Annotated in this window: 16 protein-coding genes; 5 read left to right on the top strand and 11 right to left on the bottom strand. The window is 65.5% G+C overall.

The genetic code is table 11. From position 1 onward, the window contains the following. The first annotated feature begins 153 nt into the window (after nt 1-153). The 3 genes from BM193_RS20785 (at nt 154) to BM193_RS20775 (ending at nt 5,241) form a co-directional block, all read left to right on the top strand. Nucleotides 154-1,407: a TerD family protein gene (locus BM193_RS20785; RefSeq protein WP_092800264.1), complete on the top strand. Its 1,254-nt coding sequence runs from the start codon at nt 154-156 to the stop codon at nt 1,405-1,407. Nucleotides 1,408-1,416: 9 nt separating this feature from the next. After that, on the top strand, nt 1,417-2,763 hold the full coding sequence (locus BM193_RS20780) for a VWA domain-containing protein (protein WP_092800267.1): 1,347 nt from the start codon (nt 1,417-1,419) through the stop codon (nt 2,761-2,763). A 198-nt stretch (nt 2,764-2,961) separates the two neighbouring features. Continuing rightward, nucleotides 2,962-5,241, top strand: a complete 2,280-nt coding sequence (locus tag BM193_RS20775) for an outer membrane beta-barrel family protein (protein WP_092800270.1) — start codon at nt 2,962-2,964, stop codon at nt 5,239-5,241. Nucleotides 5,242-5,256: 15 nt separating this feature from the next. Here BM193_RS20775 and BM193_RS20770 read toward each other — a convergent pair whose 3' ends face one another. Next, nucleotides 5,257-6,297 carry an SMI1/KNR4 family protein gene (locus tag BM193_RS20770; protein WP_092800273.1) on the bottom strand — a complete coding sequence of 347 codons (1,041 nt, stop codon included), beginning with the start codon at nt 6,295-6,297 and terminating at the stop codon, nt 5,257-5,259. Further along, nucleotides 6,297-7,271 (bottom strand): thymidylate synthase, encoded by a 975-nt coding sequence (locus BM193_RS20765; protein ID WP_092800276.1) that lies wholly within the window; start codon nt 7,269-7,271, stop codon nt 6,297-6,299. The genes BM193_RS20770 and BM193_RS20765 overlap by 1 nt, the downstream gene beginning before the upstream one ends. A gap of 142 nt (nt 7,272-7,413) precedes the next feature. Here BM193_RS20765 and BM193_RS20760 point away from each other — a divergent pair, with 142 nt between their 5' ends. Both BM193_RS20760 and BM193_RS20755 read left to right on the top strand, forming a co-directional pair. Further along, entirely contained in the window at nt 7,414-10,233 is a 2,820-nt protein-coding gene (locus BM193_RS20760) for a bifunctional diguanylate cyclase/phosphodiesterase (RefSeq protein ID WP_254786342.1), read from the top strand. 174 nt (nt 10,234-10,407) lie between these two features. Beyond that, nucleotides 10,408-11,841 (top strand): OmpP1/FadL family transporter, encoded by a 1,434-nt coding sequence (locus BM193_RS20755; RefSeq protein WP_092800279.1) that lies wholly within the window; start codon nt 10,408-10,410, stop codon nt 11,839-11,841. Between the two features lie 145 nt (nt 11,842-11,986). Here the strand turns inward: BM193_RS20755 and BM193_RS20750 are convergent, their stop codons facing one another. The 9 genes from BM193_RS20750 to wrbA all read right to left on the bottom strand — a co-directional run bounded on the left by BM193_RS20750 (nt 11,987) and on the right by wrbA (nt 22,250). Beyond that, nucleotides 11,987-13,078 carry a threonine aldolase family protein gene (locus tag BM193_RS20750; RefSeq protein WP_092800282.1) on the bottom strand — a complete coding sequence of 364 codons (1,092 nt, stop codon included), beginning with the start codon at nt 13,076-13,078 and terminating at the stop codon, nt 11,987-11,989. A gap of 12 nt (nt 13,079-13,090) precedes the next feature. After that, nucleotides 13,091-13,765 carry a leucine efflux protein LeuE gene (gene leuE, locus BM193_RS20745; RefSeq protein WP_092800285.1) on the bottom strand — a complete coding sequence of 225 codons (675 nt, stop codon included), beginning with the start codon at nt 13,763-13,765 and terminating at the stop codon, nt 13,091-13,093. 11 nt (nt 13,766-13,776) lie between these two features. After that, the gene (locus tag BM193_RS20740; protein ID WP_092800288.1) at nt 13,777-15,639 is read right to left on the bottom strand and encodes an ABC transporter transmembrane domain-containing protein; all 1,863 of its coding nucleotides are present in this window, start codon (nt 15,637-15,639) and stop codon (nt 13,777-13,779) included. A 79-nt stretch (nt 15,640-15,718) separates the two neighbouring features. Continuing rightward, on the bottom strand, nt 15,719-16,795 hold the full coding sequence (locus BM193_RS20735; RefSeq protein ID WP_092800291.1) for a lipocalin-like domain-containing protein: 1,077 nt from the start codon (nt 16,793-16,795) through the stop codon (nt 15,719-15,721). After that, the gene (locus BM193_RS20730) at nt 16,795-19,392 is read right to left on the bottom strand and encodes an FtsX-like permease family protein (RefSeq protein ID WP_092800294.1); all 2,598 of its coding nucleotides are present in this window, start codon (nt 19,390-19,392) and stop codon (nt 16,795-16,797) included. Before BM193_RS20730 ends, BM193_RS20735 begins: the two co-directional genes overlap by 1 nt. Continuing rightward, nucleotides 19,380-19,808, bottom strand: coding sequence for a DUF4124 domain-containing protein (locus tag BM193_RS28835; protein WP_175533369.1), 429 nt, complete (start codon nt 19,806-19,808; stop codon nt 19,380-19,382). The genes BM193_RS20730 and BM193_RS28835 overlap by 13 nt, the downstream gene beginning before the upstream one ends. Further along, nucleotides 19,805-21,235 carry an FAD-binding oxidoreductase gene (locus BM193_RS20720; protein ID WP_092800300.1) on the bottom strand — a complete coding sequence of 477 codons (1,431 nt, stop codon included), beginning with the start codon at nt 21,233-21,235 and terminating at the stop codon, nt 19,805-19,807. Before BM193_RS20720 ends, BM193_RS28835 begins: the two co-directional genes overlap by 4 nt. After that, nucleotides 21,232-21,642: a DUF2069 domain-containing protein gene (locus BM193_RS20715; RefSeq protein ID WP_092800537.1), complete on the bottom strand. Its 411-nt coding sequence runs from the start codon at nt 21,640-21,642 to the stop codon at nt 21,232-21,234. Before BM193_RS20715 ends, BM193_RS20720 begins: the two co-directional genes overlap by 4 nt. Further along, the gene (gene wrbA, locus BM193_RS20710) at nt 21,642-22,250 is read right to left on the bottom strand and encodes an NAD(P)H:quinone oxidoreductase (protein ID WP_092800540.1); all 609 of its coding nucleotides are present in this window, start codon (nt 22,248-22,250) and stop codon (nt 21,642-21,644) included. Before wrbA ends, BM193_RS20715 begins: the two co-directional genes overlap by 1 nt. Nucleotides 22,251-22,307 lie beyond the last annotated feature (57 nt).

Below are 22,307 nucleotides of genomic sequence, written 5' to 3'. Positions count from 1 at the left end.
CCGAAGCTCTTTTAGCTTTGTATAGAGTCCAAAACAGCGGCCCATGGCGGCGTTGCGTCGCCATGCAAGTTCTGTACTATGCGTACTGTCTTCGGACGGCGCGCCTTGCCTTGGGTCGTAGTCCGAAACTCTCACATCTGAATAAATAATCCCATGGAAAACCTGATCAAGGGGCAGCGCCTGGCGCTGTCCGGCCTCGTCACGGGCAACGTCGTGCAACTGGGTCTCGCCAGCGCCGGCGTGCCGCTCGATTTCGCGTGTTTCGGCCTCGATGCCGCCGGTAAATTGTCCGACGACCGCTACATGACCTTTTTTAATCAGCCGCGCACGCCGTGCGGCGGCGTGGAAGCGGCGGCGCCGTCCGGCGATGCGGCCGGCTTCAGCTATCAGCTGGACCGTTTGCCTGCCGACATACAACGCCTCGTCGTCACGGCCGCCATCGATGGGGCAGCGACCATGGCGCAGCTGGGCAGCGGCTACCTGCGGCTGCTCGACCGAGGGAAAGAACTGGCCCGTTTTGCGTATGCCGGATCGGATTTTGCGCAAGAAAAAGCCGTGATGCTGGGCGAGTTCTACCGCAAGGATGGCAGCTGGCGCTTCATGGCCGTGGGCCAGGGCTTCAATGGCGGCCTCGATGCGCTGGTCGCCCACTTCGGCGGCGAAGTGGCGCAGCCGGCCGCCGAGCCGGCGCCGGCACCCAGGATTTCCCTGTCGAAGATCTCGCTGACCAAGGCGGGCCAGACGCACAGGGTGTCGCTGGACAAGGGCGCGGGCGCGCCGAAAAAACTCACCGTCAAGGCCACCTGGGTCGATAACGGCGATGGCGACGACGATAACGACGACCTCGATTTGCGGGTCGGCATCCTCTTGCCGAATGGCCAGATGCGCTTCATCCAGGCGCCCGATACGCCCGGCAACTTCGACAGCATCCCCTTCGTGCGCCACCTGGGCGATGTGGCGGGCGCGTCCGGCAAGGAGCCGGCCACGGAAACGGTGGAAGTCAATCCGGCGCTGGCGCAACATTACGGCGGCACGGTGGGCCTGGTCTTCAGCGTGTATTCGGCGGTGGCCAACGGCGCCGTGTCGGTGGCGTCCATGCGGCCGGCCATGGTCATGCAGTATGGCGAACAGATCGTCGAGTGCGCGTTCGATTTCCGCCTGTCCAAGGCGGCCGGGGACGATACCGTCTACACCTATGTGATCGGCATGGCGCGCATCACGCCGGACAGCATTATTCTGGAACCGTCCGGCAAGACCTCCGACCCGGGCAGCGAGGCGACGCCCTGGCTCAGCTGGCAGGGCGAGGGCTTGCAGCTGGCCTTCAACGGTCCCGTCGTCTTCAAGGGCGAGGACAAGGAAGATGAAGATGATTGCAATGCGGACAACCCGCGCCGTTACATTGTCTAGGAGATATTGATGGAAACCTTGACCAAGGGACAGCGCCTGCCGCTGGCCAATCTCGTTCCCGATGGCGTGCTGGACATCGGCGTGGGCGCGCAGGGGCTGGCGCTCGACGTGGCCTGTTTCGGCCTCGATGCCGGCGGCAAGCTGTCCGACGAACGCTACATGACTTTCTTCAACCAGCCGCGCACGCCGTGCGGCGGCGTGGAGGCGCGCAGCGGCAACGGCGGCGACGTCGCCGCCTTTGCCCTGCAGCTGGCGCGGCTGCCGGCCACGGTGGACCGGCTCGTCGTGACGGCCTCCATCGATGGCGGCGGCGTGATGTCGCAGCTGCAGGCGGGTCACGTGCGCCTGCAGGCGGGCGGCCGCGAACTGGCGCGCTTTGCCTTTGCGGGGGCGGACTTCGCGCAAGAAAAGGCCGTCATGCTGCTTGAGCTCTACCGCAAGGACGGCGGCTGGCGCTGCATGGCCGTGGGCCAGGGTTTCAATGGCGGCCTCGACGCGCTGGTGCGGCACTTCGGCGGCGAAGTCGACCAGGCCACTCCGGTCACTCCGGCCACCGCCGCCCCGGCAACGTCTGCCGTCGTGCAAGCCAAGCTGAACCTGGAAAAACGGGTCGAGCGCGAGGCGCCGCAACTGGTCAGCCTGGTCAAGCAGGCGGGCGTGTCCCTGCAAAAAGTGGGCTTGCTTGAGCACCGCGCCAAGGTTTGTTTGTGCCTCGACATTTCCGGCTCCATGGGCAGGCTGTACAAGGAAGGGCTGGTGCAGCGCTTTGCCGAGCGCATCCTGGCGCTGGGCTGCAAGTTCGATGACGATGGCGAGATCGATGTCTTCCTGTTCGGCAAGAACGTCCACCATCCGGCGCCCATGGCCTTGAGCAACTGCAATACCTATGTGGCCCAGGCCATCGCGCGCCATCCGCTGGAAGGCGACACGCGCTATGGCGCCGCCATGCAGGCGATCCGCGCGTTTTACTTCCCCGATGCCCGCGGCGGCGAGCGCACGCGGCCCATCGCGGCCGAGCTGCCGGTCTACGTGATGTTCGTCACGGATGGCGGCACCAGCGACCAGGCGACAACGGAGAAACAGTTGCGCTGGGCCAGCCATGAACCGATCTTCTGGCAATTCATGGGCATCGGCAAGGGGCGCAAATCGAAAAGCAAGTTCCTCGCCGCCTTCGCCGATTCCGACTTCCCCTTCCTGGAAAAACTCGATGAACTGGGCGGGCGGCTGGTCGACAATGCGAATTACTTTTCCGTCAGCTCGCCCGACGAGCACAGCGACGCGGAACTGTATGATTTGTTGATGACGGAATATCCGGGCTGGCTGAAGCTGGCGCGCGGCAATGGCTTGCTGAAGTAGCCTTGTCTGCAATCTTTCTCCAGCCTCAAGCACATCGGATGAGGCTGGAATGCGACAAGCGCAAGAGATTTGTAAATTGAAGTAAATAACAATGGTTCGCATTTGCTTGCACCCTTGTACTCGTGGCATGCTTTCAATGTGCCCTCACGCCGCGGCGTAGCGCCTCATCCGTAGCGTCTCGATTATTTTCTTAGCCCAATGCATAAAATCCTTTTCCATTGTCTGGCGGGCGGTAGCCTGCTGGTGAGCAGCGCCGCCGTCCAGGCGCAAACTGTCAGCGGCGACAGTGTCGCCAAGCCGGCACCGGCACCGGCACCGGCCAAGGCGCCCGCCGTCGATGCGCCCGCGACCGTCAGCATCACGGCCGAGCGGCCCACGGGCCGCATCGACCGGCAAGTCTATGACGTCAAGTCCGACGTCGGCAGCACCAACGGCACGGCGGCCGATGCGCTGAACAATGTTCCCTCGGTGGCCGTCGATCCCGATGGCAGCGTATCCTTGCGCGGCAGCAGCAATGTGCAGATATTGATCGACGGAAAGCCCTCGGCCATGCTGCAGGGCGATTCGCGCGGCGCCACCCTGAACGCCATGGCCGCCGACGATATCGAATCGGTGGAAGTGATCAACAACCCCGGCGCCCAGTTCGGCAACGAGGCCGGTGGCGGACCGATCCTGAACCTGGTCATGAAGCGCAACCGCAAGCCAGGCGGCTTCGGCAGCGTGAATGCGAACGCGGGCATTGCCGGGCGCTACAACACGTCCGCGTCCGGTTCGTACAACGAAGGCCCATGGGGCTACCAGGGCGGCATCAATTTCCGCCACGACGGGCGCAACTCCGTGGGCGAAGTGCGCCGCGAGCGCCTGGAGCGGGACACGGGCGCCTTCGCCCCCAGCAGCCAGAGCTCCGTCAGCAACGGCTTGAACGATACGCTGGGCTTGAACGGCACCGTCAATTACAACCTGAACGCCAACGACACCCTGGCCGCCAGCGTGTCGTATAACGGCCGCAGCAATGACCAGCGCTCGCAGGACCGCTATATCAATGGCGACAGCCTGGGCAACACGATCGGCGACTATACGCGCCGCACCGTGCGCAATGGCGACAGCCGCAACTACAGCTGGGGCGGCCGTTACGACCACAAGGGGGAAGCGCCGGGCGAAAGCCTGAAGATCGACCTGCGCGTGTCCTCGTCGACCAACGAGAGCGACAGCGACTACGCCAACGCCTACGCGGTCGCGCCCGTCAACGCCTTCGACAGCCGCGCGCGCCAGCATAGCGAAACGGGCAACCGCATCGTCGACTTCAGCGGCGACTACGAGCGTCCGCTGGCGGGCGGCACGGCCAAGCTGGGCTACAAGGTGGCCGACAACAAGAGCAGCTTCGACACTTTATATACGGACATCAACCCGGCCAGCCTGGCGGAGACCGTCAACCCGATGCGCAGCAACCGCTTCGAGATGGACGAGCGCACCATCGCCCTGTACGGTTCCTACCAGATGCGCCTGAGCGAGCGCTGGGGCGCGCTGGCCGGCTTGCGCGCCGAATACACGGACTTGAACGTGCGCCAGATCACGAGCAGCGTCGAGGCCAGCAATAATTACCTCAATTACATTCCCAGCCTGTTCGCCACGTATAAGGTCAGCGACGAGAGCAACCTGCGCTTCAGCTATGCGCACCGCATCCGCCGCCCGAACGCGGGCGACCTGAACCCGTACGTGGTGTACCGCGACGAATTCAATGTGTCGGCCGGCAATCCCAAGCTGAAACCCACGCAGACGGATTCGTTCGAGATCGGCTATGAAACGAAGATCGCGGGCCTGGAAAGCAGCTTGCGCGCCTACCACCGGCGCGATACGGATGCCATCGTCGACTACCGCTACTTTATTGGCGAGAATGTCCTGCTGACCACGCGCCAGAACGGCGAAGGCAGCCATTCGAGCGGCCTGGAATTCAGTGTCAGCGGCAAGCTGACGCCCTCGCTGACCCTGAACACGAGCGGCAACCTGGCGCGCAGCCAGCAGACCAGCTCGGATGACCTGGGCAATCTCAGCACGCGCACGGCGAATGCCCTGAGTGGCCGCGCACGCCTGAACTACCAGCTCAATCCGGCCAACCAGGTGCAACTGGCCCTGCAAATGCAAGGCAAGATGCTGTCGGGCCAAGGCTACCGTTCGCCCAACAACACCTTGAACCTGAGCTGGCGCCACACGGTGACGCCGCAGCTGAGCCTGGTCATGAACGTGACCGATGTATTCAGCAGCAACAAGATGGAAACCGTCATCAACAGCGCCTCGCTGCGCGAGACGAGCACGCGCCGCTTCGATGGCCGCATGCTGTATGTGGGGCTGTCGTACCGTCTGGGTGGCGCCACGTCGGCGGCGAAAGAGGGCGAGCGCGAGCCGCGCTTCGGCCCGCCGGGCGGACGCGGGCCTGGCGGCCCGGGCGGACCCGGCCCCGGCGGCGAGGGACCAGGCTAAGGCCGGCGAGGCAGCCTAGGCAGCGGCGGCGATTTCCTGCAGGAAGTCGACGAAGCTGTCCGCGTGGCGTTCGAATTGCCAGGCGCCGGCGCCATGCGCTGCCGTATAGACGGGCGCGTCGCCATCGGTGACGGCATCGAGGTCAAGGCAATACGGATCGGCGCCCGCATCGGCGATCACCAGATAGTGTCGCGGCCAGCCGCTGATGCTTTCCTGCGTGACAGGGTTCCAGGCATAGCCATGCTGCGCCTTGAGCAGCTCGGCCGCACCGTACAGGTTCAAGCCCTGGAAATAGTCCGCATGCTCGATGCTCACGCGCAGCGGCGAGTAGCAGGCGAGAAAGCGCTGATAGTGCTCCGGCAAGCGCCAGCGGGCATTGATCTGCCGCAGGTCGTCGGGCTGGGCGATGGCCAGCCAGTTCGACGGCTGCGCCAGGTCCTGCTCGCGCCGGCGCCTGGCCGCCAGTTTCTTTTCCAGCCGCGCGGCCGCCTTTTCCAGCGGCGATTGCGGTGCCGCCAGCGAGGCATGCGTGGCCGGGGCCGCAAAGCCGTGGCCATCCGGGTAGCCGTCCGCTTGCCAGGCCAGCACCTCGGCCACGCGCAGCTGCTCCGCCTTCCAATGGCCGGGATCGAGCATCAGGCCCCGGTCGAACGGCTGGCTGCTGAAGACGGCCAGGCTCTTGATGGCCTTGGCGCGCGCGCCCGGCCTGGCGTGGTCCGCGGCGGCGAGCGCCACCAGCGGGCCATACGCGGCCTTGCCCATGCTCTTGAGCATGCCATCGACGGCCCAGTAGCTGAGGTCGGGCACGTCCAGGCAGTCCGTAAAGAAGTCGCCGCACTCGCCTGGCTCGGCCAGCGCGATGATGTCCGTCATGACGAAGTTGCGCCAGTGCAGCAGCTGGCCGTCCCTGGCGTAGCCGACAAGGATGTCGAGCACGGCGCGCCGCTCGTCCACCCCATGCTTTGTCAGCAGGCGGTCTTTCAGGCGGGCGAACTTGTTGCCGTCGGTTTCGTCAAACAGCTTGCGGTGCAGGGCGGCAAGGGGAGTTGCCGCCATCAGACCGCCATCGCCGCCTTGATCGGCGCATGGTGTTCATAGCCTTCCAGCGAGAAATCGGACGGTTCGATCTTTTCCAGCCACTCGGGCTCGTACTTGCCCGTCTTGGCATACTCGGGCACGCGGTCGGAAATGACGAACCGGGGGGCGGGGAAGGGCGTGCGCTTCAATTGCTCCTGCACCATGTCCAGGTGGTTTTCATAGATGTGGGCGTCGCCGATGAAGTAGGTGAACCAGCGCGGCGTGTAGCCCGTCAGGCGCGCCACCAGGTGCAGCAGGGCCGCGCCTTCGGCGATGTTGAACGGCGTGCCCAGGCCGATATCGTTGCTGCGTACATACAAGCACAGCGAGATTTCACGCGTGCTGGCGTTCGGGATGAATTGGTACAGCAAGTGGCAGGCGGGCAGGGCGACGGCGTCCAGCACGGCCGGGTTCCAGCCGTGGAACAGGATGCGCCGGCTGCCCGGGTTCGTCATGATGGTGTCCAGGCACTCGCGCAGCTGGTCGACGGCCTTGTACAGCAGGACTTTCTGCACGCCGTCTTCGACGACGGGGGCGATCAAGGTAAAGCCGTTCGCTTGCGCGTCGGCGATTTGTGCGGGCTGGTCGGCGTCGAGCAGTTTATACGCGGGCCATTGGCGCCATTGCACGCCGTACACGGGACCGAGGTCATCCTCGCCCTCGCGGTAGGGGTTGGCCAGCCATTGCGCGTTTTCATTGGCGTTCTGGTCCCACACCTTGCAGCCCAGCGCGCGGAATTCGGCCGCGTTGCGCGAGGCGCGCAGGAAGGCGCACAATTCGCCGATCACGGATTTGAACGCCAGCTTCTTGGTGGTCACGGCAGGGAAATTGCCATTGGCCAAGTCGAAACGCATCATGGCGCCCGGCACGCTCAGGGTGCGGATGCCCGTGCGGTTGTCTTGCCAGCTGCCAGTGTCGAGGACGGTCTTGATCAAATCTTGATATTGCTGCATGGGTAACACTCTCCAACGGTAGGGACGCTGATTGTAACGCAGGCGCGACAGGCGGTCAGCGCGGCGCATACATAATTACGCCGCTGGCTCACATGCAATCATGACTCTGTGGTAATTTGTGTGTCCCTAAAGAAATACAGAAATGGCAGATACGGGCACCATGTTCTTGCGACAATTTGTAAATAATAATAACGCCGCCGTGGTGGAGATGAGCAGGGCCGATTTTCTCAGGGCGAACCTGCGCCTGATCCTCGCCTGGCCTCTGCTGTGCCTGGCCCTGTGCGGCGTGTTGTGGACGGCCACCCTGCTGCAGCTGGAGGCGGAAAAGAAGGTCGCCCGGCAGCAGGCGCTCGACAGCGTGGCGTCGCAGTCGAAGGCCTATGGCCAGTACCTGCTGCGCACGCTGGAGCAGATGGACCAGCTGACCCTGCAGCTCAAGTACGAATGGGAAAATTCGCGCGGCCACCTGCGCCTCGACCAATTGAAGACGCAGGGCATGTATGCCTTGCCGCAATTTGCCATCGTCGCCATCCTCGACCGCAAGGGCCATGCCGTGACGGCGACGGCGCCGCTGACGCGCTTGCGCACCAACGAGCGCAGCGATTTCCTGCTGCGTCACTGGCGCAGCAATTCCAGCGCCCTGCGCATCGCGCTGGGACGGGCGAATGGAGACGCGGCGGCCACGGCGCCCGGTGCCGGCGGCAGCCTCGTGCATTTCACGCGCCGGCTGGAAGACGAGGACGGCAATTTCGATGGCGTGCTGCTCATCTCCATCCACTCCAGCTATTTTTCCGAGTTTTACGACAGCGTCAACTTTGGCAAGCTGGGCATGTCGGCCATGGTGGGCGAGGAGGGCGAATTGTTCAGCACGCGCCTCGGTGCGCGCGTGCTGCCCGCCGATGGCGAGCATGGCAACAGCGCCACGCCGTTCCTCGACACGAGTTTCCTGGAGACGGACAGCGGCGCCATGGAGTCGGGCGGCCGGGTGGCGTTTTCCGACAAGCAGAACCGTTACGTGGGCTGGCAGGCGCTGAAAGCCTATCCGTTCACGGCCGTGGTGGGCCTGGCCGACAGCGAAATGCTGCACCCCTACGAGGAAACGCGCACCATCTACATCGGCATCGCCCTGGGCGTGACCTTGCTGCTGCTGGCGTTTACGGTGATTGCCACCGTGCTGTCGCTGCGCCTGGCCTGGCGCCACCACCAGTCCGAAGGCGTGCGCAACGCCTACCGCATGGCCACCGAAGGCACGAGCGACGGCTTTTACATCATTTCCGCCCTGCGCGGGGAGGACGGCGCCATCGTCGATTTCGAGATCGTCGACTGCAACGAGCCGGGTGCCGGCTATTTCGGCGTGCGGCGCGAACAGCTGCTGGGCATGCGCCTGCAGTCGCGCGCGCACGAAGCGTATTTCCGCGACCTCATCCACAATTACCGCGCCGCCATGCAGTCCGGTTTTTCCGAGGAAGAGATCGAGCTGCCGGACGGCAATCCGTTCAAGCTGCGCTGGATACGCCGGCGCCTGGTGCGCAGCGGCGACCGCCTGGCCGTGACATTGCAAGACATCAGCACGGCCAAGGAGCACGAGCGCGACCTGCGCCGCCTGGCCAATGAAGATGGCTTGACGGGCTTGCCCAACCGCTACTGGCTGCAGCAATTCCTGCCCGGGGCGCTGGCGCGCGCGGCCATCGCGCAGCACATGCTGGCGCTGCTGTTCATCGACCTCGACGGCTTCAAGGATATCAACGACACGCAGGGCCACGCGGAAGGCGACAAGGTGCTGCGCGCCGCCTCGCTGCGCCTGAAAGCCGTGCTGCGGCCGGGCGACCATGTGGTGCGCCTGGGCGGCGATGAATTCGTCGTCGTGCTCGACCCGGTGGAAGACGACAGCCGCGCCGAGCAGGTGGCGCAGCGCATCGCCATCGCCTTCGACGAGCCGTTTTATCTGGGCAGCGAACGCCACAAGATGGGCGCCTCGATCGGCATCAGCCTGTATCCGCGCGACGGCGCCGAAACGGACGTGCTGCTGAAAAATGCCGATATCGCCATGTATGCCGTGAAGGTGGCGGGCAAGGGCCACCACCGTTTCTTCCAGCCTGAATTGTTCGAAACCATCCGCAACCGCCGCGAACTGGAGCAAAGCCTGGTGGCCGCGCTGGAGCAGGACCAGTTCCTCGTCGTCTACCAGCCGCGCGTCGATGCCCTGAGCGGCCAGCTGTGCAGCATGGAAGCGCTGGTGCGCTGGCGCCATCCGCAGCACGGCATGGTGCCGCCGCTGGAATTCATCCCCGTGGCCGAGAGCAGCGGCCTGATTTCGCAGCTGGGCGAAGTCGTCATCGAAAAAGTGTGTTTGCAGATGGCGCACTGGCAGGCGGCGGGCCAGGAGCTGGTGCCAGTCTCCATCAACGTGTCGGCGCGCCAGTTCGGCCGTGGCGACGTGCACCAGGTGCTGGCGTCCGCGCTGGCGCGCCACCGCATCGACGCGCGCATGATCGAGGTCGAAATCACGGAATCGGCCATGATGGATGAGCAGAACCGCGCCGTGGAGCAGCTGTCGGCCATCCGCGCGCTGGGCGTGCGCCTGCTGGTCGACGATTTCGGCACCGGCTACTCCTCGCTGTCGCAGCTGCAGAAGTTCGCCATGGATGGCTTGAAGATCGACCGCGCCTTCACCATGGAGCTGGGCCGCTCGGAGCAGGGCGAAGTGTTCGTGCGCGCCATCCTGTCGATGGCGCATGCGCTGGGCATGAGCGTGGTAGCCGAAGGGGTGGAGACGCGCGAGCAGCTCGACATCCTGCGCGCCTTGCAATGCAACGAAGTGCAGGGCTATTTTATCTCGCGCCCCGTGCCCGCCGAACACATGCTGGCGCTGATGCGCAAGCGTTTTCTCATCCCACTTCCCGCCCCCGTGCTGCCGCCCTACAGCCCCGTGCATGGCGCGGAAAACAACGCCGTTTCATAAAAAGAGCGATCGTTCGCTTTTTTTTCAAAAATATTATATGCTTCGCTCATGCCGTCGGTGAATTGGAGTTCACGGCGGCAAGAAATGTGCAGGACGGGCCAGGTTGAAACGCCCGAGACAATATGCCGAAGTACAAACCATATAATATAAAGTGAGACGAACTTGAAACCGAACTTGAAACGTAGCTATCTGCCCCTCCTGATCATCGCCGCATTCGCCGGCATTTCTTCCACCGCACACGCCTCGGGCTACCGTTTTGGCTCGCAATCCGTTTCCGGCCAGGGTTCGGCCGACGCCAACGCCGCCGAAGCGGCCGATGCATCGACCATTTTCTACAACCCGGCCGGCATGTCGCGCCTGGAAGGCACGCAGTTCGTCGGTGGCGGCACCATCGTGGTACCGCATTCGACCTACGAAGACACGGGTTCGAAGACGTTCACGGGCCGCAATCCGGGCGGCACGACCAAGGACTATGCGCCAGACGCCGTCTTCGCGCCAGCCCTGTACGCGAGCAAGAAGATCAATGACCAGTGGACCGTCGGCGCAGGCCTGTTCGTGCCATACGGCGCCAAGCTCGATTACGGCAATGCGTGGAGCGGCCGCTATGCGATCACCAACATCAAGCTCGAAGCCATCGCCCTGAATCCTTCCGTTTCGTTCAAGCTGGACCAGCACCACTCGTTCGGTTTCGGCATCACCGCCGAATACATGAAGGCGGAACTGGGCCAGGCCGTCGACGTGCCGGGCACCGTTGCCTTCCTGGGCCAGCATGCGCCAGCCGCGTCGCAAGCCTTCCTGGCGAATATCGCCAAGACGCAGGGCCTGGCTGCGGCGCAAGCCGCCGGCGCCGCGCTGCAGGGCGCCAAGGATGGCCATGCCTCGATGGATGGCGATGACTGGGGCTTCGGCTTCAACCTGGGCTATCTGTACCAGCTCAATGAAGGCACGCGTATCGGTATCGCCTACCGTTCGTCGATTTCGCACAAGCTGAAAGGCGACACGATCTGGGACTTCTCGCAAGTGTCGAACAACGCCGCCGTGAATGGCTTCATTTCCGCCGCTTCGGGCAAGGTCAACTCGAAGGCGCTGGTGGAAGTGCGCACGCCGGAAACCCTGTCGATCAACGCTTTCCATCAGATGGATGACCGCTGGGCCTTGATGGGCGACGTCACCTGGACCCGCACCTCGCGCCTGGAAAACCTGGACATCCAGTTCCCGCCGACGGCCGAAGGCGCCGAGCGCATCCGCCAGAACTGGAAGGATACCTACCGCGTCTCGCTGGGCACCAACTACAAGTACAGCGAAAACCTGCTGCTGCGCGCCGGTATCGCCCACGACCAGGCGCCAGTGCGCGGCGCGGAACTGCGCCACCCGGCCTTGCCGGACAGCGACCGCATGCAGTATTCGATCGGCGCCAACTGGAAGCTGAACGCCAACTCCTCGATCGACCTGGCGTACAGCTATATCGACTTCAAGGATGCTGACGTCAACTACACGAATAACTGCTCGCCAGTGACCCCGGGCTGCACCGGCAACGGCGAAACCACCAAGGGCCTGTTCAAGACCCGCATGCAGTTGATCGGTCTCGCTTACAACTACAAGTTCTAAGCAGGTAGTGGCGGCCGACCCGGCCGCCATGAAATGAAAAAAGCGCCTTCGGGCGCTTTTTTTGGGGGGAGCACGACGCTGGTGGCGGCGGCTTACGCGCCGTGCGCTACCCCGGCCTACGCCGACCTGCGCCGAGCCGCGTTGCTCATGGCCGGGCGCGCATGGCCTGGTCCAGCAGGGTCAATGCCAGCCGCACGGCGTCGTCCGGCAGTTCCAGCAAGTTGTCTCCCACATACCATTCCACCACGCTGTGGCCGGGCAGGGCGGCGTGGCTGGCGCGGCCGAACAGCCAGATGCCGTGGTCCCCTGCCACCTGGTCGCGGATGGCGATGGCCCGCTCGCGCGAGACGGGCAGGTGCAGATGCAGCATGTTGGCCTGCGGCTGGGCGGGATTGACGGCAATGGCCGGAAAATCACGCAACTGCGCGTACAGCCACTGCGTGCGGGCGAAATAGCGTGGCATGGCCGCCAGGCGCGCGTCGAATTGCATGGCGGCGGCCACCACGTAGGGCGTGCGGTGGATGATATTGCCGCCCTGGCGGCGGAACCATTCGCGCGCACGCTCGACAAACGGGCGGCTGCCGGCCAGCATGGCGCCACCGAGGCCGCCGATGCCCTTGTACAGCGAGACGTACACGGAGTCAAAGCCGTCGCAGATGGCGGGCAGGGGCCGATTGAAACCCGCTTGCGCCTCCCACAGGCGTGCGCCATCCATGTGCAGGTGGATGTTGCGTTCGCGGCAGTGCCGCTTGATGTCGTTCAATGCGTCCCACGATGGGCACTGGCCGCCGATCTCGCGCATCGGCAGCTCGACCTGCGCGGCGCCCAGCGCATCAGGCACGGCGCGCAAGTCGTCCACCGTCCACGGGCGGTGCTGGTCGCCGATCATCAAGCCCTTGAAGTGATCGAGCAGCTCATGGTTGCCCCGCTCGTGGCGCAGGATGTGCGAAGTGGGGTGCAGCGCCACCAGGCGCGAACCGCGGTCCTGGCAGGCCAGGCGCAGGGCGGTGACTTGCGTCATGGTGCCCGTGATGCAGAACACGGCCGCCTCGAAGCCGAGCAGGCTGGCCACCTTGTTCTCGAACTGTTCGATCAGCGCGCCGTCGCCATAGGTATCGTGCGCAATGTCGTTGGCCTCGCACCAGGCGGCCATGGCGGCGAAGGTGGCCGCCGGCGTGGGCTGGCGGTGGCCGGGAAGGATGGTGTGGCAGCGCTGGCGCAGTTCGAGGTCAGTCAAGGTGGCTTTTCCTTATAGTGTGGCGGTGGCCAGTTTGGCGCCGAAGGCGATGAACATGGCGCCCACGCCGCCGCCCATGCCGGCCGACAGGCGGCGACGGCGGCGGAAGGTTTCGGCCAGGCGGGCGCCCACGAAAATGATGGCCGTCAGATAACTGAAGCTGATCACCTGGCAGATCAGGCCCAGGCCGATGAAGGACAGCACGGGGTTCGGGAACGCCGGGTCGACGAACTGGATGAAAAACGAGATGAAGAACAAAATGGCTTTCGGGTTCATCAGGCTGATGATCAGCGCCTTGCGGAACGGATCGCTTTCCTTGACGGCGGTCGGCACGGCCGCCGTTTCACCTTCGGCGTGGCCAGGCGCGCGCAGCTTGCGCCAGCAGCCTATCAGCATCTGCAGGCCGATCCAGCCCAGGTAGGCCGCGCCGATGTACTTCACCACATAAAACAGGGCGGGGCTGGCTTTCAGCAGCGAGGCCACGCCGCAGGCCGACAGCACCATCAGAATCAGGTCGCCGGCGAAGATGCCGAAGGCGCCCTGGTAGGCAATGCGCACGCCGCGCTGGGCCGCCACCGACAGCACGTACATGGAATTGGGGCCGGGCAGGATGACGATGAAGATCGTCCCCAGCAAAAAAGTCCAGAAATCGGTGATGCCCAGGTTGGCGTGGAAAAGTGCGTTCATGATGGTCCTGCTTAATTGAGTTGTACGTGATGGAATTGCAGCGCCGCCAAATTGGCGTAAATGCCTTTCATCGCCACCAGGGACGCGTGCGTGCCCGTCTCGACGATCTTGCCGTCTTCCATGACGATGATGCGGTCGGCCCGCTGCACGGTCGCCAGGCGGTGCGCGATGATGACGGTGGTGCGGCCCAGCATGGCCGCTTCCAGTGCCTTTTGCACCAGGCGTTCCGATTCCGCGTCCAGCGCGCTGGTCGCTTCATCGAGCAGCAGCAGCGGCGGGTTTTTCAGCAGGGCGCGGGCGATGGCGATGCGCTGGCGCTGGCCGCCGGACAGGCGCACGCCCCGTTCGCCGAGGAAGGATTTGTAGCCGTTCGGCAGGCGCTCGATGAATTCGTGGGCGGCCGCCATCTTGGCTGCCGCGATGACTTCCTCGTCGCTGGCGCCGGCGCGGCCATAGCGGATGTTTTCCATGGCGTCGGCCGAGAAGATCACCGTATCCTGCGGCACGATGCCGATGGCGTCGCGCAGCGTGTGCAGGTCGAGCTGCTTGATGTCGACGCCGTCGAGGCGGATGCTGCCGCTTTGCGGGTCATAGAAGCGCAGGAACAGCTGGAACAGCGTGGTCTTGCCGGCGCCGGAAGGCCCGACGACGGCCACCGTTTCGCCGGCGCGGATGTCCAGGCTGACGTGGTCCAGCGCGTAGGTGTCCGGCCGCGACGGGTATGAAAACACCACGTCGTTCAAGGACAGCGCGGCGCCATTCGCGGCGCGTGCCGGCAGCGCCAGCGGCGTGGCAGGCGATGTGATTTCCGACTTGACGGCCATCAGTTCCAGCAGGCGCTCGGTGGCGCCGGCGGCGCGCTGCGCCTCGCCCATGACTTCGGACAGGGCGCCGATGGCGCCGGCCACGATGGAGGCGTACAGGATGAACTGGCCCAGATCTCCGCCCGTCATCGCGCCTTCCAGCACGGCGCGCGCGCCCAGCCACAGCACGAAGACGATGGTGCCGAACACCAGCAAAATCGCGATCATGGTCAGCAGGGCGCGGGCGCGGATGCGGCGCATGGCCGTCATGAAGGCGCCTTCGACGGAGTCGCCGAAGCGCTTCGACTCGATCTTCTCGTGCGTGAACGCCTGCACGGTGGGCATGGCGTTGAGGATTTCGCCGGCCATGGCCGAGGCGTCGGCGATGCGGTCCTGCGAATCGCGCGACAGCTTGCGCACACGCCGGCCAAAGACGATGATGGGCACGACGACCAAGATCAGCAAGCCGATGATGATGCCGGCCAGCTTGGCGCTGGTGACGAACAGCATCACCAGGCCGCCCAGGAACAGCAGCACGTTGCGCAGCGCCATCGAGATGCTGGTGCCGACCACGGCCTGGATCAAGGTCGTGTCGGTGGTGATGCGCGACAGGACTTCGCCCGTCTGCGTGGTTTCAAAGAATTCCGGGCTTTGCGTGACGACGTGGCGGTACACGGCGCTGCGGATATCGGCCGTGACGCGCTCGCCCAGCCACGACACCGTGTAGAAGCGCGCGGCCGTCGCCAGCGCCAGGATGGACGCCACGCCGAACAGGGCGAGGAACACCAGGTCGACGTGCTGGATGCTCTTCGAGCCGGCCGCGCCGCCGAAACCGAGGTCGATCATCTGCTTGAAGGCGGCGGGAATGGCCAGGGTCGAGGCGGCGGCCACCACCAGCGCGATACCGGCCAGGAAGAACTGCTTGCGGTACGGCGTCAGGAAAGGCAGCAAGCCCTTGAAGGCGGCCAGGCTGCCTTTTTTCAGTTCGCGGCTGCTGCCGGTGTCGGGCGCTGGTGCGGTGCTTGCGGCGGTTGCGGTGCTGGTGTTGCCTGTTTCTGTGCTGGTTGTCATTGTTTTTCGCTTAGGATTTACTTTTTTGCTTGTCCGGGGGCGGACCCGATGGGTCTGACTCCGGCATTGTATGCATTGCTTATAACTTCATCGGCTGCACGTAGCCCGTCATTTCCAGGTAGGCGCGGCCCACGGGCTGGCCGCCGCGCTCCACCGTCACGGCGCCTTCCCAGTATACGGCGCCGGTGGACCTGCGCGAATCGAGTTCCTGGTCCGGCTGCAGCGGCTTGATCTGCCAGCGTATGGCGCCCGTGCGGATCTCGGTGGCGACCGGGTATTCGGCCTGCGTGCGGGGCGAGCGCCACAGCTGCGTGGGCGTGAAATCGACGTCGCCGGGCGCGAACTGCGTCATCTTGCCGGACGCGTCGCGCCAGGTCGCGTGCGCCCATAGTTTAGCACCTGTCTTGCTGCGGATCTGGAAGGCCATCAGGGCGCCGCCGTCGTCGAGGTTGGCGCCGATCCAGTTCCAGCCGCTGGCATCCGCATCGAGCACCTGGCTGGACCACTCGTGATCGAGCCAGGTGGTGCCCGTCACGGCTTCCGGCTGGCCGCCCGCGCGGGTGATCGTGCCACGGGTGGCAAGCTGCGGCTCGCTGTAGTAGTAGCTCGCTTGCGCGGGTTGCGCGCCCTTGCGCGAGTAGCCGCCCACGCCTTGCAGCAGCACGGGCTGGGTGGGCGCGAGGGTCAGCTGCAAATTGAAGTCGCGCGCGGCCAGGCTCACCTGGTAAGTGCCATCGGCCTGGCGCCGCAGGCGCCAGTCGTCCAGCTTCACATCCGTGTCGCCCACCTTGGCATGGGCCAGTCCGAAGCCCTCGCGCGCGCTTTTCTCGTCGTGCAGCAGCTTGCCCAGCTTCGGGTCGGACAGGGCCGCGTGGCCGATGATCAGCTGCTTCGGCGCAAACGCGCTGGGATTGTCCGCGTCCGTGGCCGTCGCGCTGCGAAAAAAGGTCACCTGGTAGCCCAGCTGCTCGCCGGCGGCGGTCTTGACCCAGCCGGTCGCGTACCACCATTCCGTTTTATACGCGGGATGGGCGCCGAAGTCGTGCGGCAGGCGCAGGGTCTGGCCGGCCGCCAGCGGCGTGACGGGGGCGAAGGCGGGCGGCGCGGCGATGGCGGCGGCGCTGCAGAATAAGAATAAACAAGTCAAACGGCGCATTACCAGTCCTCCCTGACGGCGCGGATGGGGCCAGCGGACAGCGCCTGGCGGCCCGCGACGAGGGCCGTGAGGGCTGCAGCCGTCAGCAGGGCGCCCGCCACCGTGGCGATCAGGGGCCAGGGCAGGTGCAGCTGCATGGTCCAGTGGAACGATTGCGGATTGACGATGAAGACCAGCACAAAGCTGATCAACAGGCCCAACACAAAACCGGTGGCGATGCCCAGCGCCGTCAGCGCGCCGCCTTCCAGTGCCAGGATGGACAGGATCTGTCCCTTGGTCACGCCCACGTGGCGCAGCATGCCGAATTCGCGCGCGCGCGCCAGGGTCTGCGCCGAGAACGTGGCGGCCACGCCGAACAGGCCGATGACGATGGCGATGGCTTCCAATAAATACGTGACGGCGAAGCTGCGGTCGAAGATCTGCAGGCTCAGGGCGCGGATGGCGGAAGGATTCGACACTTCCAGGCTGGCGCCGAAGGGCAGGGCTTTCAGGCGCTGCTGCAGCGCGTCGCCCGTCGCATCCTTGGCCAGCCACAGGGCCGCGTCGCTGACATCGAGGTCGCCCGTCAGGGCGCGGTAGTCGGCCAGCGGCATCTGGATGGCGCCGGAAGAACGCGCATAGTCGCGCCAGATGCCGGCGACGAAGAATGGGTGCAGCGCGCCCGCCAGCGGCAGGGTGATCTGCTGGCCAGGCTTGACGTTGTACAGGTCGGCCGCCGCCTCGGACAGCCACACGGGTTTGGCGCCGGCTGGCACGGCCAGCGAGTCGCCCACCAGCACCATGCTCTTGCCCGCGTCCTGCAAGTTGATGGGGCGCGCCAGCAGCATGACATTCGGGCGGTCCGGCGCCAGCGACAGCGAGCGCACGCGCTGGAAATCCACCCTGGCCGCGCCGGGCAGGGCAAGGATGGCTTCCTGTTCGCGCGGGTTCAGGCCCCCGGTTCCCGCGCCGGACACCGTGCGCGCATACAGGTCGGCCGGCAAAATCTGCAGCAGCCAGTCGTCGACGGAGACGCGGAAACTCGACACCATGATGGCCATCGCCACCATCAGGCTAAAGCTCGACAGCACGCCGCCGAGGGCGATGCCGGCCTGGCCCGAGGCGTTCGCCAGGCGCGCCAGGGTCAGGCTGCGCACGGGCGCATGCAGGCTGGTGTCCGTGCGCAGCCAGGCGCGCTGGAGAAAACGGAAGACGACGGCGGCCAGCTGCGGCATCAGGGCGATGGCGCCGATCAGCAGCAGGGCAATGGACAGGTAGCCGAACAGGGGCAGTTCGAAGACGGGCGGCAGCAGGGTCAATGCGCCGGCCAGCAGCAGACAGGCCAGCGCCGGCCAGGTCTTGGCCAGGCGCGTCGTCACGACTTCCTCGCTGCCCGATTTCAGAGCGATGGCGGGCGCCGCGCGCGCCGCTTCCAGCGCGGGCGCGGCGCAACCCAGCAAGGCCACGCCCAGGCCCAGGGCAAAGTAGACGAAGGCGGCGACGGGCGTGAATTGCACCTGCGGCTGCACGCCCGCGAAATAGCCGGCGCCCAGGTCGCCGCCGAAAAAGCGCAGGGCGACGGCCGCCATGGCATAGCCGCCGGCGATGCCCAGGCCAGCGCCGACGACGCCCAGGCTGGCGCCTTCCAGCAGCACCTGGCGCAGCAGCGCGCCCCGCTCCATGCCCAGCACGCGCAGCAGCGCGAACTGGCCGCGGCGGCGGATGACGGACAGCGCCTGCGTGGAAAACACCAGGAACGCTCCCGTGAACAGGGCGACGAGTGCCAGCACGGTCAGGTTGACCCGGTAGGCGCGGCTCAGGTTATTGTTGCGGCTGTTCTGATTGTCGTCGTTGGGCTGGCCCACGTTGAAGCGCCCCGGATACTGCGCTTCCAGCGCCCGCGCCAGGTCTGCCTGGAAGGCGTCTCGGTTGACGCCCTGGCGCAGTTTCAGGTCGATGCGCGACAGTTTGCCCAGCTTGTTGAAGCGCCATTGCGCCGCGCCGATATCCATCACGGCGATGCGCTGGCCCGCGCGTGCCCGCTGCAGCGACCCTGCCACGCGCAGCTTGACCGTGCCGGTGCCCGATTGCAGGGCGATGCTGTCGCCTTGCGCCACCTTGAGCCAGCGCAGGGCGGCGGGCGACAGAAAGATGGCGTCGTCGGCCAGGGTGTCGAAAGGCTGGCCTTCGGCGGGCGCGCCGATCAGGTCGGGAGAAATGAAGCCGGCGCGGAAGACGTCGAGCGCCAGGATGTGCAGCGGTGCGCCATCCTTGCCGCCGGCGCCGGCCACGCCGGCCTGCAGGTCCAGCACGGGCGAGGCGACGGCCACGCCATCGCGCTGCGCCAGCCACGGATAGATGCTTTCGTCGAACAGCGCTTCGCGCCCGGCCACCTGCACGTCGGCCTGGCCGGACAGGCTTTTCACGGCCGTGGAAAATTCATTGAAGGCGGCCGCGTTGATCAGGTGGATGGCAAAGCCCAGCGACACGCCGATGGCGATGGCCAGGACGGCGACGAGCGCGCGCACGGGATGCGCGCGCCATTCGCCCAGCAGCAGCCAGCGCGACAGCAATCGCGTGCCCGCCAGGCTGGCTGCCGGCGCGCTCAATGCAGGCATTCGACGGCCAGGCGTTCGCCGGCGCGCCGTACCTTGAGCTGGGCCGCATCGCGGGTTTTATCGCCGGCGCCGACGGCGTCCTGCGCCGCCCATTTCTGGTCGAGTCGCAGCTGGGCGCAATGCTTCTCGTGCGCCTCGCGCTGCCTAGCGCCCCGTTCGCGCGCCTGGTCTTCCAGTTGTTCCTGCTTCTTGCGCGCCGCTTCCAGCTGGCTGGCCACGCGCTCCTGGCGCGTGGCCGCGCCCTTGTCGATGGCGGGCGGCGCCGCCGGCACCTCGAGAATCTGCAGCTGGCCGCCCGCGCATGGCGTGGCGCTATAGCTGGTCTGGCCATCCTTCACGCACTTGTAGATATCCTGCGCGCCGGCATGGCCGGCCAGGCCCGCGCAGATGGCGAACAGGAAGCAAGGTGTTCTCACAGGATCTTCCCCGGATTCATGATGTTTTGCGGGTCCAGCGCCTGTTTCACGGCGCGCATCAGCTGCAATTCCAGCGGCGACTTGTAGTGGGCGAGATCCGCTTTTTTCAAGGCGCCGATGCCGTGTTCGGCCGAGATCGAGCCGCCAAAGGCGTGGACCTGGTCGTGCACGATGCGGTTGATGGCGTCCTGGTTGCCCAGGAAGTCGCTGTCCGTCATGCCGGGCGGCGGCGCCACGTTGTAGTGCAGGTTGCCGTCGCCCAGATGGCCGAAGCACACCAACTGGCAGGCGGGGAAGGCGCTTTCCAGCGCGGCATCCGTGACGGCGATGAAGTCGGCGATACGGGAAATCGGCAGCGAGATATCGTGCTTGATGTTCTTGCCCGCCTGCGCCTGCGCCAGCGGGATATGCTCGCGCAACTGCCACAGGCCTTCCGACTGCGCCACGGAACTGGCGACGACGGCGTCTTCGATCAACGCGTCTTCCAGGGCCGCGCCGATGCTCGCTTCCAGCAATTCCACGGCATGCGCCTCGGACTGGCTGCTGGACAGCTCCAGCAACACGTACTGCCCGTGCGCGTCGGCGAACGGGCGCGGCAGTTGCGGGAACTGCTCGGCCACCAGTTGCAGACAATACTGCGACATCAGCTCAAAACCCGTCAGGCTGGCACCGCAATGGTCCTGCATCAGCGAGAGCAGGCGCAGGGCGTGGGCAGGCGAGGGCATGGCGGCCAGCGCCGTGATGCAGGCTTTCGGCTGCGGATACAGTTTCATGACGGCGCCCGTGATGACGCCCAGTGTGCCTTCGGCGCCGATGTACAGGTCGCGCAAATCATAGCCCGTATTATCCTTGCGCAGGCCGCGCAAGCCGCTCCAGATCTCGCCCTGCGGCGTGACCACTTCCAGGCCCAGGCACAGCTCGCGGGTATTGCCGTAGCGCAGCACCGCCGTGCCGCCCGCGTTGGTGGCCAGATTCCCGCCGATGGTGCAACTGCCCTCGGCCGCCAGCGACAGGGGGAACAGGCAACCGGCGGCGGCCGCCGCTTCCTGGATGGTTTGCAGGATGCAGCCCGCGTCCACCGTGATGGTGCGGTTGACGGGATCGAGCGCGCGGATGCTGTTCAGGCGCGCCAGCGACAGCACGACGGCGTTGCCGGCGGCGTCGGGGATGCTGCCCAGGACCAGGCCCGTATTGCCGCCCTGCGGCACGACGGGAACCTGCCACTGCGCGCAGGCGCGCAGGATGGCGGCCACCTGTTCCACCGTGGCGGGACGCAGCACGGCCAGCGCCTTGCCGGTAAACCTGTCGCGCCAGTCGGTGAGGAAGGGCGCCATGTCGGCGTCCAGCGTCAGCACGTAGGTATCGCCCAGCAGGTTGCGGCAGGCGGCGAGGAAATCGGCTTGGTCGGTCACAGGCTTGTGGTTCATTTCTTGATGCTCACTTTATTCACTTTGTCCAGCAGCTCTTTGGCCATGCGCCTGGCGGCCTTTTTATATGGGCGCAGATACAGCACGGCGCAGATGAAATACAGGCAGACGAGGGCCGCTTCGCCCCAGGCCATCAGGGCCGAGACGCGATTCGTGTCGCTGTAGCCGCGCACCACGCCTTCCGTGAAGTACAGCAGGATCACCATCGACGACCATTGCAGGGTGTAGACGTCGCGCTTGACGACGCCGTACAGGGGAATGAGCAAGGGCACGGCCTTCAGGGCGAGCCAGGAGCCGCCCGGGTGCAGCGGGGCGACGATGGTTTCCCACGCCAGGCACCAGGCGATCAGCGCGGCCAGGCTGGCGATGGCGCCCCAGTGCAGGTATTTGTGCAAGGTACCGTGCATCATGCGCCTGCCAGTTTCAGGGCGTTTTCCGCCAGGCGCCGGCCCAGGGCGATGGCCAGGCGTTTTTCATCTTCGCTGATGGCCTTGTCGCCGGCGATGCCCGACCAGTGCGTGGCGCCATACGGCGAGCCGCCCGTGGACGTCGTCATCAGTTCCGCATGCGTGTAGGGCAGGCCCATGACCAGCATGCCGTGATGGAAGAGCGGGATCATCATCGACAGCAGGGTCGACTCCTGGCCGCCGTGCAGGCTGCCCGTGGAGGTAAACACGCAGGCGGGCTTGCCGGACAGGCTGCCGGCCAGCCACTCGCTGGCCGTGCCATCCCAGAAGTATTTCATGGCGGCGGCCATGTTGCCGAAGCGCGTGGGCGAGCCCAGGGCCAGGCCCGCGCATTCCTGCAAGTCGTCCAGTTCCACGTAGGGCGCGCCGTCGAGCGGCACTTCGGGCGCCGTCGCTTCGGCCACCGTGGAGACGGCGGGCACGGTGCGCAGGCGCGCATCGCAGCCAGGCACGCTTTCCACTCCCTGGGCTATCAGTTCGGCCAGCTGGCGCGTGGCGCCATGGCGTGAATAAAACAATACGAGAATAATCAGATTGGTTGGCTTCATCATTGGTATTATAGGGCGCTTTACAGCCTGATACGACTGCTGTCATGGCGCCGTCCT

The sequence above is a fragment of the Janthinobacterium sp. 344 genome, from assembly GCF_900112025.1.
GTDB lineage: Bacteria > Pseudomonadota > Gammaproteobacteria > Burkholderiales > Burkholderiaceae_D > Janthinobacterium.
Note: the sequence above shows the minus strand (reverse complement) of the source record. Positions and strands in the feature narration are given on the sequence as shown.